Genomic DNA, 14316 nt, shown 5'->3' on the forward strand with positions numbered 1-14316 from the left:
CTTCACCGGCCGGCAAAAGGTTTGCACTCCATGCCCATGAATGAGTTGATCGAAACCATCGTCGAAGCACCGGAGTTCGAGCCCGGCCATGTCTGGCTGGCCGGCTCCGGCCCCGGTCATCCGCGCTATCTGACGCTGGAAGTCGCCGATGCGCTGCAAAAAGCCGACGTGATCGTGCATGACGCGCTGGTCTCGGACGCCGTCCTCGCGTTGGCGCAGACAAGCGACATGATCTTCGTCGGCAAGCGCGGCGGCAAACCTTCGGTGGCGCAGGACGATATCACCGCGAGGCTGATCGAACTCGCAAGATCCGGCAAACGCGTGCTGCGTCTGAAGGGCGGCGACCCGTTTATCTTCGGCCGCGGCGGCGAAGAGGCCGAAGCGCTGGTGAAGGCCGATATCCCCTTCCGGATTCTGCCCGGCATGACCTCTGCCCTTGCCGCACTCGCCTGCGCCAACATTCCAGCGACGATGCGCGGCATCAGCCGCTCGATCACGCTTGCAACAGGGCATGCCGCCGGCACGCCTGGCGATCTCGACTGGAAAGCTTTGGCAAAGACGGGCGAGCCCATCGTCGTCTATATGGGTGTAAGCACGATCGGCACGATCGCGCGGCTGCTGATGGAGGGCGGATTGGCAGGCGATACACCCGTCGCGGTTCTGATGGCGGCAACCACACCCCTGGAGAGCTCGATGATTGCAACGCTTGCGACCGTTGAAGCAGAAGTGCAGCGCCAGGATTTCCAGGCGCCGGCGCTGATCGTGATCGGCAGGATCGTCGATATGCAGGCCATCCTTTCGGGACCTGCACCATGACGGCCCGCGCACTGATCATCGGCGCACCGCGCTCGGGCTCCGGCAAGACCAGCGTCACCATCGGCCTGTTGCGCGCCTTCCAGCGCCGGGGCATCAAGGTGCGCGGCATCAAGACCGGGCCTGATTATATCGATCCCGGTTTCCACGAAGCGGCAACCCGCCTGCCCGGGCTCAATCTCGACAGCTGGGCCATGGCCCCCGATCTTCTGCGGCATCTGGCACGCGGCCAGGCAGAGGATGCGGACCTGATTCTGATCGAAAGCGCCATGGGTCTTTTCGACGGCATTCTAGGCGAACCCGGTCGCTCAGGTGCCGCGTCCGATCTCGCGCGCCTTTTCGGCCTGCCGGTTCTGCTGGTGCTCGACGTGTCGGGACAGAGCCAGACGGCGGCGGCCGTCGCCTGCGGCTTCATGCATTATGATCCGACCGTGAAGATGGCAGCCTGCGTGCTCAACCGGGCCGGAAGCGAGCGCCACAGAAAACTCTCCGGCGACGCCATCTCCGCGATCGGGCTGACCGTTGTCGGCACGATTTTGCGCGATCCGACCCTGACCCTGCCCGAACGCCATCTGGGCCTCGTGCAGGCAAGCGAACATCCGCAGATGGACGCCCATATCGACCGGCTGGCCGACGCGATGGAACAGTCGCTGGATCTCGACGCGATTTTCGAGGCAGCACGTCCGTTCGATATCGCCTCCGGGACGACCGAAAAGGCATTACCGCCGCCAGGTCAGCGGATAGCACTTGCCGAAGATGCCGCCTTTACCTTTCTCTACCCGCATATCAAGCGGGAATGGCACGCGATGGGGGCCGAGATCGTCCACTTCTCGCCGCTTGCCGATGAAGCGCCTCCGGCCGACTGCGATGTCTGCTGGCTGCCGGGCGGTTATCCCGAACTGCATGCGGGACGGCTTGCGGCGGCTGACACGTTCAAGACAGGGCTGAAGACCTTCTCGGAGACGAAGCCGGTCCACGGCGAATGCGGTGGTTACATGGTGCTTGGCGAAAGGCTGGAGGATGCCGACGGCGTCAGCCACACCATGACCGGCCTGCTTTCCCATTCCACAAGCTTTTCCAAGCGTAAGATGAACCTCGGCTACCGCCAAGCGCGCCTGATGAGAGAAAGTGCCATTGGTAAAATAGGCGACGTGGTGCGGGGCCACGAATTCCATTATGCTCGAGTGATCGAAGCCGGAACCGACCAACCTCTCGCTATGATTGCAGATGGTCGAGGCGACGAAATAGGTCCGTCGGGCGGTTTCCGGGGAAGGGTGACCGGCACGTTTTTCCATGCGATAGCGCGCGATTAGCAGGATTTGCATCCCTTTCGACAGGCGCCTAATTTTCGCAACCCATGGGGGGTTGCTAAATGTGTCGCATCGAAGGCACTTAATGTCGTAGCGAAGGCTCACCCACGCGGCAACGCGACCGTAATCTCCATCACGCCTCAACGGGCCTTCGATCGCTAAGCAGACTATTTCCCGAGGCATAGAGCTCGCACGATAAGAGCCGGGGACTGCATCAGAAAGGAAGTTATGTCGGCCGCAACCGAACCATTTCCCACGATCGACGGAATAATGCGCAAACCGCTGTGGAAGAGGAAACCCGGCGAGACAGCGCAGATAAAGAACGCAGAAAACTGCATCGAATAAAAGGGAACAGGGAAATGAACGATATTACGAAATACCTCGCTGGCCGTGTCACGACAGGTGGCATGAACCGCCGCGAATTCATGGGCCGCGCCATGGCAGCGGGCGTGACACTGGCTGCAGCAAGCCAGCTTTACGCAACCAGCGCCTCTGCGCAGGCCCCCAAGAAGGGCGGCAACCTAAAGCTCGGCCTCGAGGGTGGTGCCGCGACCGACAGCATCGATCCCGCCAAGGCGACCTCGCAGGTGATGTTCACCGCGGTCCGCACCTGGGGCGACACGCTGGTCGAAACCCATCCGGAAACCCGCGCACCGGTTCCATCGCTTGCCGAATCCTGGTCGCCATCGCCGGACGCCAAGACCTGGACCTTCAAGATCCGCAAGGGCGTGCAGTTCCACGACGGCAAGGAAATGACCACCGACGACGTGGTCGCGACCTTGAAGCGCCATAGCGATAGCAAGACCGAATCCGGTGCAGCCGGCGTTCTGAAATCCATCAAGTCGATCGAAAACAAGAGCGGCGATCTGGTCGTGACGCTGGATAGCGGCAACGCCGACCTTCCCGCGATCTTCACCGACTACCATCTCGTCATCCAGCCGAACGGCGGTGTCGACGCGCCGAATGCCGGCATCGGCACCGGTGCCTACAAGGTCAAGAGCTTCGAGCCTGGCGTTCGCATGACCTTCGAGAAGAACACTAGCGACTGGCGTTCCGACCGCGGTCATGTCGAGACGGTCGAAATCATCACCATGAACGACGCAACCGCCCGCATCGCGGCCTTGTCGTCCGGCCAGGTGCAGTTCATCAACCGCGTCGATCCAAAGACCGTGCCGCTTCTGACGCGCGCCCCGACGGTGCAGCTTCTGACCACGTCCGGCGGCGGCCACTACGTTTTCATCATGCATTGCGACAAGGCGCCGTTCGACAACAACGATCTGCGCATGGCCCTGAAACTGTCCATCGACCGCGAGGAAATGGTCAAGCGCATCCTCGGTGGCTACGGCAAGGTCGGCAACGACTTCCCGATCAACGACACCTATGCGCTCTTCCCCGAGGGCATCGAGCAACGCTCCTACGATCCGGACAAGGCGAAGTTCCACTTCAAGAAGTCAGGCCATAGCGGCTCGGTGCTTCTGCGCACGTCGGAAGTTGCCTTCCCGGGCGCTGTCGATGCGTCGGTTCTCTTCCAGCAGAGCGCGAAGAAGGCCGGTATCGACATCGAGATCAAGCGCGAGCCGGGTGACGGCTACTGGTCGAACGTCTGGAACGTGCAGCCGTTCTCGGCCTCCTACTGGGGCAGCCGCGCCACGCAGGACCAGTTCTATTCCGGCGCCTATCTGTCGTCTGCAGACTGGAACGACACCCGCTTCAAGAACGAGAAGTTCGACAAGCTGCTGATCACCGCCCGCGGCGAACTGGATGAAGCCAAACGCCGTGAAATGTACCGCGAGATGGCGGTGCTGGTGCGCGATGAAGGCGGCACGATCCTGCCGATGTTCAACGACTTCGTGAATGCGGCGTCGAAGAAGCTTCAGGGTTACGTCAAGGACATCGGCAACGACATGTCGAACGGCTATGTCGCGACCCGCGTCTGGCTCGACGCCTGATACCCGATAGGGGCTACGAAGCCCCGCCGATGAATATGGACCGCAGGAAAACCTGCGGTCTGAACCCTTCATTTCGGATACGGGATCGCGCCATATGTCCAATTCCACAGAGGCTGGCGGTTCGCCGGCCCGCAGCTTGAGAGAGCGCTTTCCGCTGCTGAGCATTATCGCCCAGCGCATGGTGCTTTCGCTGATCCTGCTTCTGGCAGTGTCGGCCCTGATTTTCGGCGGCGTCGAAGCGCTGCCCGGCGATTTCGCCTCCACCTATCTCGGTCAGTCCGCGACACCGGAGGCTGTGGCCAACATCACCGCCGAACTCGGCCTCGACCGGCCCCTTGTCACCCGCTATTTCGACTGGCTGGGCGGTGTCCTGCAAGGCGATTTCGGCACGTCCTGGGCAAGCCGCAATTCGGTCTCCGAACAGGTCGGCAACCGGTTGGGCAATTCGCTCTTCCTCGCCGCCTTTGCGGCCGTCATCGCCGTGCCGCTGGCGATCTGTCTCGGCATGCTCTCGGTGCATTTCCGCGATCGCATCCCGGACAAAATCATCAACGTGATCTCGCTTGCGGCCATCTCGCTTCCGGAATTCTTCGTCGGCTACCTGCTGATCCTGTATTTCGCCGTCAATTTCGGCATCGCCACCTTCCCGGCGACAGTCTATCAGGGCATGGGCTTCATGGAGCGCCTCCAGACGATCGCCCTGCCGACCGCGACACTCGTTCTCGTCGTGCTCGCCCACATGATGCGGATGACGCGGGCGGCGATCCTCTCCGTCATGTCCTCGGCCTATATGGAAACCGCCGAGCTCAAGGGCCTGTCCGGCTGGCGCGCGATCGTCAAGCATGCGGCACCCAATGCGCTCGCCCCGATCATCAACGTCGTCGCCTTGAACCTCGCCTATCTCGTCGTTGGCGTCGTCGTGGTCGAGGTCGTGTTCGTCTATCCCGGCATGGGTCAGTACATGGTCGATGCGGTGACCGTGCGCGACATGCCGGTCGTCCAGGCCTGCGGCCTCATCTTTGCAGCCGTCTACATCCTCCTCAACATGGTGGCGGACATTCTCGCGATCATCGCCAACCCCCGTCTGAGGCATCCACGATGAGATTGAAAGAAATCCCCATCACCGCCTGGGTCGGCCTGTTCGGTATCGCGCTCGCACTATTCTGCGCCCTGTTCGCGCCCTGGATTTCCCCTTACGGCGAGACCGAAGTCGTCGGCAATGTCTGGCAGGAGGCCGATGCGCAATTCTTCTTCGGCCTCGACAATCTCGGCCGCGATATCCTGTCGCGCCTGATCTTCGGTGCGCGCACGACGCTGATTGTCGCTTTGGCGGCAACCGTGATTTCCTTTTCGCTCGGGATCATCCTGAGCTTTACCGCCGCCGTTTCAGGTGGCCTCGTCGATACGGTGTTTTCCCGCTTCAACGACCTGATGATGTCGATTCCGACGCTGATCTTCGCGCTCGTGGTGCTGGCCGTTCTGCCGCAACACCTGATCGTGCTGATCCTGGTGATGGCGATCCTTGATTCCACCCGCGTCTACCGGCTTGGCCGGGCCGTGGCGCTGAATGTCGCCGTGATGGAATTCGTGGAAGCGGCGAAGCTCCGCGGTGAAGGCAAGATCTGGATCATCTTTCGCGAAATTCTGCCCAATACGCTCTCGCCGCTGCTGGCCGAATTCGGCCTGCGTTTCGCGTTTGCGATCCTGTTTCTCTCCACCCTCTCCTTCCTTGGGCTCGGCATCCAGCCGCCGACCGCCGACTGGGGCGGCATGGTGAAGGACAACAAGGACGGCATCATCTTCGGCATTCCCGCAGCCCTAGTGCCTGGAACCGCGATTGCGGCCCTCGCCGTCTGCGTCAACCTCGTGGTCGACTGGCTCCTGAAGCGAACCTCCAGCCTGAAGGGAGGCCGCGGCGATGCATGAAGCTCAATCTCATCTCCTCTCCGTCCGCAACCTCAAGATCGAGGCGACAAGCTATCCGCCCGGCGAGCCGCCAAAGCGGATCACCATCGTCGACGACGTCTCGTTCGATCTCGCCAAGGGCAAGGTTTTAGGCCTGATCGGCGAATCCGGTGCCGGCAAGTCAACGATCGGGCTCGCGGCGCTCGGCTACGGCCGCGGCGGCGCCGAAATCACCGGCGGCGAAGTGAAACTTGACGGCACCGACATCCTGCAACTGGGGAAGGGTGGCATCCGCAAGCTGCGCGGCGCCCGCGTCTGCTATGTCGCGCAATCGGCAGCTGCCGCATTCAACCCCGCCCACAAGCTCGGCGACCAGGTTATCGAGGCGACTGTCAAGCATCGCCTGATGAGCAAGGAAGATGCTCGCGAGCGCGCTCTCTACCTGTTCCAGGTTCTCGGTCTGCCGAACCCCGAAACTTTCGGCGATCGCTTTCCGCACCAGGTTTCCGGCGGCCAGTTGCAACGCGCCATGACGGCGATGGCGCTCTGCTCCAAACCCGACCTGATCGTGTTCGACGAACCGACGACCGCGCTCGACGTGACGACCCAGATCGACGTTCTCGCGGCGATCAAGCACGCGATCGAGGAAACAGATACGGCAGCGCTCTACATCACCCACGATCTGGCCGTCGTCGCGCAGATCTCCGACGACATCATGGTGCTGCGCCACGGCAAGATGGTCGAATACGGTCCCGTGCAGCAGATCATCGAGGCACCGAGACAGGATTACACCCGGGCTCTGGTCAATGTGCGCCAGGCCGCCCGCGAGGAAGCAAAAGACCAGACCGAAGCGGTTCTGCGGGTCGATCATGTCAGCGCCCAGTATTCGAACGGGTTCAAGGTGCTGCACGATGTTTCCCTGCATCTGTGCAAGGGCCAGACGCTTGCGGTCGTCGGCGAATCCGGCTCGGGTAAGTCGACGCTGGCGCGCGTCATCACCGGCCTGTTGGCGCCCAGCAGCGGCGCGATCACCTTCGAGGGCCGGCCGCTGACGCCGTTGCTGAAAAGCCGGCCGAGAGACGACCTGCGCCGCATCCAGCTGATCTACCAGATGGCCGATACGGCCATGAACCCGCGCCAGACGGTGCGCGATATCATCGGCCGGCCACTGACCTTCTATGATGGCTTGCGTGGGGCAGCCAAGACCGCCCGCGTCAGGGAACTGCTCGACCAGATCGAGATGGGCACCGGCTTTATCGATCGCTATCCGGCTGAGCTTTCCGGCGGCCAGAAGCAGCGCGTGGCAATTGCCCGCGCCCTTGCCGCAAGGCCCGAGCTCATCTTGTGCGACGAACCCACATCGGCGCTCGATCCGCTGGTGGCGGAAGGGATCCTAAAGCTGCTGATGAAGCTGCAGGAAGAACAGCAGCTGTCTTATCTGTTCATCACCCATGACATCGCCATCGTGAAGGCAATCGCCGACTCGGTCGCCGTCATGCATCGCGGCAAGCTCGTCCGCTTCGGCCCGAAATCTCAGGCGCTGTCGCCACCATTCGACGACTATACCGACCTTCTCCTCAAATCCGTGCCCGAGATGCAGCTCGGCTGGCTGGAGAAGGTGCTTGCGACAAGGCGGATGGAAAGTGCGGGAAATTGAAGATCGATATTTGAGAGCGCATGACCATGACTGACCGCCCCTTCACTGTCATCGAGAACCAGTGGATCAGGCTTGCCGACGGAACCCGTCTTGCCGCCCGCATCTGGATGCCTGACGATGCCGACGCCGATCCGGTGCCGGCAGTGTTCGAATTTCTGCCCTATCGCAAACGGGATGGAACCAGCCCGCGCGACGAATCCACCTATCCGGTGTTTGCCGCAGCTGGCATTGCCGGCGTTCGCGTCGATATCCGCGGCTCCGGCGAATCCGACGGCGTCATTGACGGTGAATATACCGAGCTGGAGCTTGCCAATGCCTGCGAGCTGATCGGCTGGATCGCAGAACAGCCCTGGTCGAACGGCAGCGTCGGCATGATGGGCATTTCCTGGGGCGGCTTCAATTGCCTGCAGGTGGCAGCGCTTCGACCAGCGGCGCTCAAGGCCGTGATCTCGATCGCCTCGACCACCGACCGCTACAATGACGACATTCATTACAAGAATGGCTGCCACCTGTCGGCTCAGCTGTCCTGGGCCGCCACCATGCTCGCCTACCAGTCGCGCTCGCCGGATCCCGATATCGTCGGCGATCGCTGGCTTGAGATGTGGATGGAGCGGCTGGAAAACGAACCCTTCTTCCTGGAGGAATGGCTTTCCCACCAGCGCCGCGACGGGTTCTGGAAACACGGCTCCATCTGCGAAGATTATGCGGCTATCGAAATTCCGGCGCTCGTCATTGCCGGCTGGGCGGACGGGTATCGCAACACGCCGCTGCTGGCCGTCGAAGGCCTGGGCGACAAGGCGAAGGCTTTGCTCGGGCCTTGGGTACACAAATATCCGCATTTCGCCTGGCCGAAACCGCGCGCCGATTTTCATGGCGAGGCAATCGCCTTCTGGAACCGCTGGCTGCGGGGCGAGGAGAACGGGATCGAAAACCTAGCCCAGGTTCGCGCCTATATTCTCGACGGCCCGAAACCGGCGGTACGGCGCGATGTCGATCCGGGCTTCTGGGTATCCAAGCCTCACTGGAGCGCACCGGAAAGCGAGTGCTTCTATGTCGACCAGTTCGGCACGCTGCTGGAGGGGATGCCGATCCCGCATGCACCGGCCCACGAGATCTATCTGAAGTCGCCGCTCGACACCGGGACTGCGGCCGGCGAATGGTTTACGTTGAAGCCGGATGCCGAACTCGCCGGCGACCAGCGCAGCGACGATGCCGGATCTTTGGTCTTCCAGACAGCGCCGCTTGACGAGGCCAAAACCTATCTCGGACGACCAAGCATCACATTGACGCTGCGCGCCGATGCCGAGCTCGCCAATCTTTGCGCCCGGATCGTCGATATCCATCCCGACGGCACCGCGACCCGCGTCTCCTTCGGCGTGATCAACCTCGCCCATCGCGACGGCAATGAGGATCCGCAACCGCTCATTCCCGGCCAGCCGGTCGAAATCCGCCTCGATCTCGATGCCTGCGGCTACCGGTTCGGGGAGGGTCACCGAATCCGGCTATCGCTCTCGACCGCCTACTGGCCGATGATCCTGCCGCCACCGGTCGATCCCGGTGTGACGATCGATATCGCCTCGCTCGGGCTTGCCATGCCGCTTCTCGGCGATCACGACACATTCGAGATGAAGCAGCCGGCAAACCCGGATCCGCTGCCGAAATATATCGAGCACGCGCCGTCCTCCACACGCCGCACCTTCACCCGTGATCTCACTGAAAACGAGACGCGCTACGAAGTGGCAGAAGACACCGGCCTGTTCGAACATCCCGGCACCGGCCTTTCCACGCGGCAGTTGCGCGAGGAGACCTGGGCGATCGACCCAACCGATCCGCTGTCGATGACGGGCACTTCGGTCTGGACCTGCGACATGAGGCGCGACCGGTGGTCCGTCCGTACCGTCTCCACGGCAAAACTCGCCTGCACGGCAACTGACTGGCTGATCAGCGCTTCGGTGCTTGCCTATGACGGCGACAGGAAGATCTTCGAAAAGACGTTCGAGAAGGCCATTCCCCGAGATCACATGTAAGCGTCGCCGGCCGTGGCCGGCTGCGTACGTCTATGTGATTTGACGCCAAGCCCGGATCCCTGAGACAGTCGTTTCGAACAGGAGGAGTTCCCATGGCAGTCTTCGCAAATCGTCTGGCGGCGGCAATGCTGAGCGCCATCGTGATGGCGTTTCCGGTATCGACGCTGCGTGCGCAGGAGGCCGCCGTTGCCATTCCGGCGCCGGCGATCGACGAAGCCGCGAAGGGCGACGTCGAGAAAGCTATCTTCGCCGGCGGCTGCTTCTGGGGCGTTCAGGGCGTTTTCCAGCATGTGAAGGGCGTCAGCAATGCCGTTTCCGGCTATTCCGGCGGCGACCAGAAGACTGCGACCTATGAGACGGTCAGCTCGGGCAAATCGGGCCATGCGGAAGCTGTGGAGATTACCTTCGATCCGAAGCAGGTGAGCTACGGCAAGCTGCTGCAGATCTTCTTCTCCGTCGCCCACAACCCGACCCAGCTGAACTACCAGGGTCCCGATCGCGGGACGCAGTACCGCTCTGCGATCTTCATCACCAGCGACGAGCAGAAAAAGGTCGCCGAGGCCTATATCGCCCAGCTCGATGCGACGAAATTGTATCCCGCAGCCATCGTCACGAAAATCTCCAGGCTCTCCGCCTTCTACCCGGCCGAGAAATACCACCAGGACTTCCTGACGCTGAACCCGAGCTATCCCTATATCGTCTATAACGACATGCCGAAGATCGATAATCTGAAGGCGATCTTCCCGAGCGCATTCCGCGCCGATCCGGTTCTGGTGTCCAAGGCTAAGAGCTAGCCATCCGCCGCACGGCCTCACAGAGCGCCTCGAATCCGCTGCGTGCGCCAGCACTCATGTGGCGGGCACGCATCCAGGCATGCACCATCTGCGGCTCCTCGCGGAACGTCGCCTCGACGCCCGCCTCTCGCAACCGTCGCGCATAGAGTTCGCCATCGTCCCGCAACGGATCGAAATGCGCAACGGTGATATAGGCCGGCGGCAGGCCCGAGAGGTCGCGGGCCAGAAGCGGATGCGCGACGGGTTCAATCTCTGGCGCCCTAAGCACTGCCCGGTAATAGGCAACATCGGCCGTGCTGAGCCCCGGCGCATGTGCCATCTCACGGTAAGAGCCCGACACAAGATCGCCGCCGAGCGCTGGATAGATCAGCACCTGGCCGGCAATCCCAGAGAGTCCTTCGTCCCGCGCACGCAAAGCAAGGCCCGCCGCAAGATTGCCGCCGGCGCTGTCGCCGATCAGCACGACCTTTCGCCCCTCCCCTAAAAGCTGCTTCATCACACCGAAACAATCGTCCGTCTGAGCCGGCCAGACATGTTCTGGAGCAAGCCGGTAATCGACAGAGACCAGTTCCGCCTGCGCGAAATCGGCAATCTCCGCGCAGATCGCGTGGTGGCTATCCAGCGACCCGACGACGAACCCGCCGCCATGCAGATAGAGGAGAACGATACCGGTGCCGATTATCGCGGGACGGTAACGCCGGATCGGCACGACCAGCATCTCGTCCTGAAACGTCAGGCCTTGCGGCAGCGGCTGGTCGAAGCGGGCGCAGAGCGCATCATACCAGTCCCGCTGCTGTTCGATCGGCGCATCCACGGCGCCGACAGGATAGAAGCGATCGCAGATATCGAGAAATTCAAGGATCCCGGGCTCTTCCGGAAACGGCCCGGACTTCTGGTCACTGTCTGACATCGGCAAGGCACTCCCAATGATTGCGGGATACTATGCGCAACCGTCGCCGCAGGGCAACAACCGGCAGCCATGAACGCCTACTCCGTGCTGATCTTCGCCTTGACGAACACGTCGTACCGGGTGCTTTTCCCCAATATCTGGTGGGACGGTTTGCGCACGCCCGGCATCGGCTCGGCGCGCAGCGGCCACTTCAGCACGACCCGGTTTTGGGCCGCCTCCAGCGCGACCTGCATGAGCTGCACGGAATCCGCATCGGTCCCGACGATATCCCGGATCAGCCGCATCTCTTTCTTCACCAGAGCCGTCTTGTCGCGTGGCGGATGCATGGGATCGATCAGGATCACCTGCGGCCTCATCTGCGGCAGCAGAACACAGGAATCCCCGTGCACCAGCGTCATCCGAGACACGGTTTCCGCGTGGCGCCCGCCTTCCGCCCGCGCCCGTTCGAGCCCTTCCAGAAGCAGCGCATGCATCGTTTCGGATCGCTCGATCAGCGTGACGCGCGCGCCGAGCGATGCCAGCAGAAACGCATCCCGGCCGAGGCCTGCCGTCGCATCGACGACATCAGGGATCGTGCCGCTCGAAAACCCGACGGCCTTCGGCAGGTCCTGTTTGCGGCCCTCGCCGGAGCGGAAACGGTGGCCGACTGCGCCACCGACAAAATCGACGATCAGCGGCGTTTTCTCGAGGTTTTGTGCCAATGTCCGATCTCAGAAAGGCGTTGGAGCGGTGAACGTGACGTCCGAACCGTCAGGATGGCGGAAGCTTAGTTCTTCGGCATGGAGAAGCAAACGGTTCGCAGCCAGAAGCGCATCGCCCTCGGCATAGAACTCGTCGCCGATGATAACATGTCCCAGCGCTTTCATATGCACGCGCAGCTGATGGGTGCGTCCCGTCAGCGGAAACAGCCGAAGCCGCGTCCTGTTCTCGCCGTATCCCATCACCTGCCAGCGCGTCTGCGCCGGCTTGCCGTGCTCAGGATCGACGCGGTGGCGCGGCTTGTTATCCGGATCGATCGCCAACGGCAGGTCGACCACGCCTTCCGCCTGCTCGAGCCTTCCCCAGACTTCGGCCACATAGGACTTCCGCGTGGTCCGCCCTTCGAACTGCGCTGCGACAAGCGCATGTGCCCGGCGGTTGAGCGACATCACCACGACACCGGATGTATCCTTGTCCAGCCGGTGCACGATCAGCGCCTGCGGATAATCTTTCTGGACCCGGGTTAGGAGACTGTCGGAGAGCGCCGGATGCCGCCCGGGCACCGAAAGCAGGCCGCTCGGCTTGTTGAACACAAGCAGATGCGCATCGCGATGCAGCAGCGAAAGATAGGGATCCTGCGGCGGGTTATAGATCGGAGCGGCATCTGAAAGCGCGTTCATGGCGACCATCTACCAATGATTCCGTTAGGGTGAAAGGTCCTCGGCAGCGCTCGGCAGCAACCCGATGGCGAAATGCGGGCCGAAACACTTGCAAATCCCGGTCCGGTTCTGAACTGTCGCTCCCGACACCTCACGCAAGACCGCATCGACATCCCCATGGCCACAAAGACGACCCTCAACGCGAAGAACCTGGAAGCGCTCGGCTCGCAACGACTTGCCGAGCTGCTGATCGAGATCAGCATGGGCAGCGCCGCAAACAAGCGCAAGCTTCGCATGGAACTGGCCGGCAGCCACAGCAGTGAAGAAGTGGCCCGCGAAGTTCGCAAGCGGCTCGGCAGCATCGCGCGCGCCCGAACCGTCATCAGCTGGAGACGGGTAAAATCGACGAAGGCCGACCTCGAAACCCAGCGCAAGACGATCGTCGAGACCGTGGCGCCGGACGATCCAGGCGAAGGCTTCGAGCTGATCTGGCAGTTCCTTTCCCTCGGTGAGCCGATTTTCGAAAGAACGGACGATGCGAGCGGCGTGCTGCTTGCGAGTTTCCATCAGGCCTGCAGCGATGCCGGCACCATCGCCAGCGCATCAGGCATCGACCCCGATATTCTGGCCGACAGGGTTCTGGCGGCGGTTCAGAACAATGGCCACGGCCAATTCGACCCGTTCATTCCAGCCATGGCCCCGGCCCTCGGCACTCAAGGCCTCGACCGCCTGAAATCGCTGCTTATGCATTGGTTGAACGAGCCCGACGAAAGCGCCCGGGAAAGCATCGGCACCACCTCACCGAGGCACGACCGAAATCATGAGACGACAGTGCGTACCGCGCTTCAGGCGATCGCCGATGCCACGGGTGATGTGGATGCCTACATTGCCGAGCAGCCAGAGGAAACCCGCCGGATACCGGCAATCGCTGCCGAAATCGCCCGCCGGCTCCTCTCCGCAGGGCGCGCCGATGAAGCGCTGCAGGCACTCGATGGCGCCGAGATAACCGGTTCGCCCGACCGCGAGATGGAGTGGCAGCTTGCCCGCGCCGAGACGCTGGAAACCCTGGGACGCACCGAGGAAGCCCAGGCCGATCGCTGGCGATGGTTCGAACAGTCGCTCAGCGACATTCACCTGCGCGCATTCTTGAAACGCCTGCCGGATTTCGACGATATGGAGGCCGAGGAAAGGGCGTTTGCCTATGCCCGGACATTCCCCGATGTTCACCAGGCGCTCGCCTTCTTCCTGCGCTGGCCCGCACTCGGCCAGGCGGCGAAACTGGTGATCAACAGGCCGGCAGAACTGAATGGCGATCTCTACGAGTTGATGACATCAACTGCCGAGATGCTCGCACCCCATCATCCGCTCGCCGCAACGCTGATCCTGCGCAGCATGATCGACTTCTCGCTCGATCATGGAAAAGCCAGCCGCTACAAGCACGCAGCCCGTCACCTCGCCACAGCGCAAGCCCTCGCGCCCCATATCCTCGATCCCGGCACGCTCATATCCCACGAGGCCTATGTCGCAGCGCTAAAGCGCCTGCACGGGAGCAAGCGTGGCTTCTGGAACCATGTGGCGTGAGGACTTGGTAGC

At 62.2% G+C, this 14316-nt stretch carries 12 protein-coding genes; 9 read left to right on the forward strand and 3 right to left on the reverse strand.

The genetic code is table 11. The features are described 5' to 3' along the window. Nucleotides 1-30 precede the first annotated feature (30 nt). The 8 genes from cobA to msrA all read left to right on the forward strand — a co-directional run bounded on the left by cobA (nt 31) and on the right by msrA (nt 10455). Nucleotides 31-816, forward strand: a complete 786-nt coding sequence (gene cobA / locus J3A65_RS17490; protein ID WP_209902512.1) for a uroporphyrinogen-III C-methyltransferase — start codon at nt 31-33, stop codon at nt 814-816. Continuing rightward, complete coding sequence (locus tag J3A65_RS17495; RefSeq protein WP_092665361.1) at nt 813-2126, forward strand: cobyrinate a,c-diamide synthase; 1314 nt, start codon at nt 813-815, stop codon at nt 2124-2126. Before cobA ends, J3A65_RS17495 begins: the two co-directional genes overlap by 4 nt. Before the next feature lie 356 nt (nt 2127-2482). Beyond that, the gene (locus J3A65_RS17500; RefSeq protein ID WP_209902515.1) at nt 2483-4072 is read left to right on the forward strand and encodes an ABC transporter substrate-binding protein; all 1590 of its coding nucleotides are present in this window, start codon (nt 2483-2485) and stop codon (nt 4070-4072) included. A gap of 94 nt (nt 4073-4166) precedes the next feature. Continuing rightward, entirely contained in the window at nt 4167-5174 is a 1008-nt protein-coding gene (locus tag J3A65_RS17505) for an ABC transporter permease (protein ID WP_092665399.1), read from the forward strand. Continuing rightward, nucleotides 5171-5998 carry an ABC transporter permease gene (locus tag J3A65_RS17510; RefSeq protein WP_209902517.1) on the forward strand — a complete coding sequence of 276 codons (828 nt, stop codon included), beginning with the start codon at nt 5171-5173 and terminating at the stop codon, nt 5996-5998. The genes J3A65_RS17505 and J3A65_RS17510 overlap by 4 nt, the downstream gene beginning before the upstream one ends. Next, nucleotides 5991-7634, forward strand: a complete 1644-nt coding sequence (locus tag J3A65_RS17515) for an ABC transporter ATP-binding protein (RefSeq protein WP_209902519.1) — start codon at nt 5991-5993, stop codon at nt 7632-7634. Before J3A65_RS17510 ends, J3A65_RS17515 begins: the two co-directional genes overlap by 8 nt. Nucleotides 7635-7654: 20 nt before the next feature. Beyond that, nucleotides 7655-9661, forward strand: a complete 2007-nt coding sequence (locus J3A65_RS17520; RefSeq protein WP_209902521.1) for a CocE/NonD family hydrolase — start codon at nt 7655-7657, stop codon at nt 9659-9661. A gap of 92 nt (nt 9662-9753) precedes the next feature. Next, the gene (msrA, locus tag J3A65_RS17525; RefSeq protein ID WP_209902523.1) at nt 9754-10455 is read left to right on the forward strand and encodes a peptide-methionine (S)-S-oxide reductase MsrA; all 702 of its coding nucleotides are present in this window, start codon (nt 9754-9756) and stop codon (nt 10453-10455) included. Here the strand turns inward: msrA and J3A65_RS17530 are convergent. From J3A65_RS17530 to J3A65_RS17540, 3 genes are all read right to left on the reverse strand, one after another. After that, nucleotides 10445-11365, reverse strand: coding sequence for an alpha/beta hydrolase (locus J3A65_RS17530; protein WP_174197274.1), 921 nt, complete (start codon nt 11363-11365; stop codon nt 10445-10447). The genes msrA and J3A65_RS17530 overlap by 11 nt on opposite strands. A gap of 77 nt (nt 11366-11442) precedes the next feature. Further along, nucleotides 11443-12066, reverse strand: a complete 624-nt coding sequence (locus tag J3A65_RS17535; RefSeq protein ID WP_174197275.1) for a class I SAM-dependent methyltransferase — start codon at nt 12064-12066, stop codon at nt 11443-11445. A 9-nt stretch (nt 12067-12075) separates the two neighbouring features. Then, nucleotides 12076-12744, reverse strand: coding sequence for a pseudouridine synthase (locus J3A65_RS17540; protein ID WP_174197276.1), 669 nt, complete (start codon nt 12742-12744; stop codon nt 12076-12078). Between the two features lie 156 nt (nt 12745-12900). Between J3A65_RS17540 and J3A65_RS17545 the strand changes: the two genes are divergently transcribed. Then, complete coding sequence (locus J3A65_RS17545; protein WP_209902525.1) at nt 12901-14304, forward strand: DUF6880 family protein; 1404 nt, start codon at nt 12901-12903, stop codon at nt 14302-14304. Nucleotides 14305-14316: the final 12 nt, after the last annotated feature.

Source organism: Rhizobium sp. PvP014, from assembly GCF_017876855.1.
Classification (GTDB): Bacteria; Pseudomonadota; Alphaproteobacteria; order Rhizobiales; family Rhizobiaceae; genus Neorhizobium; species Neorhizobium soli.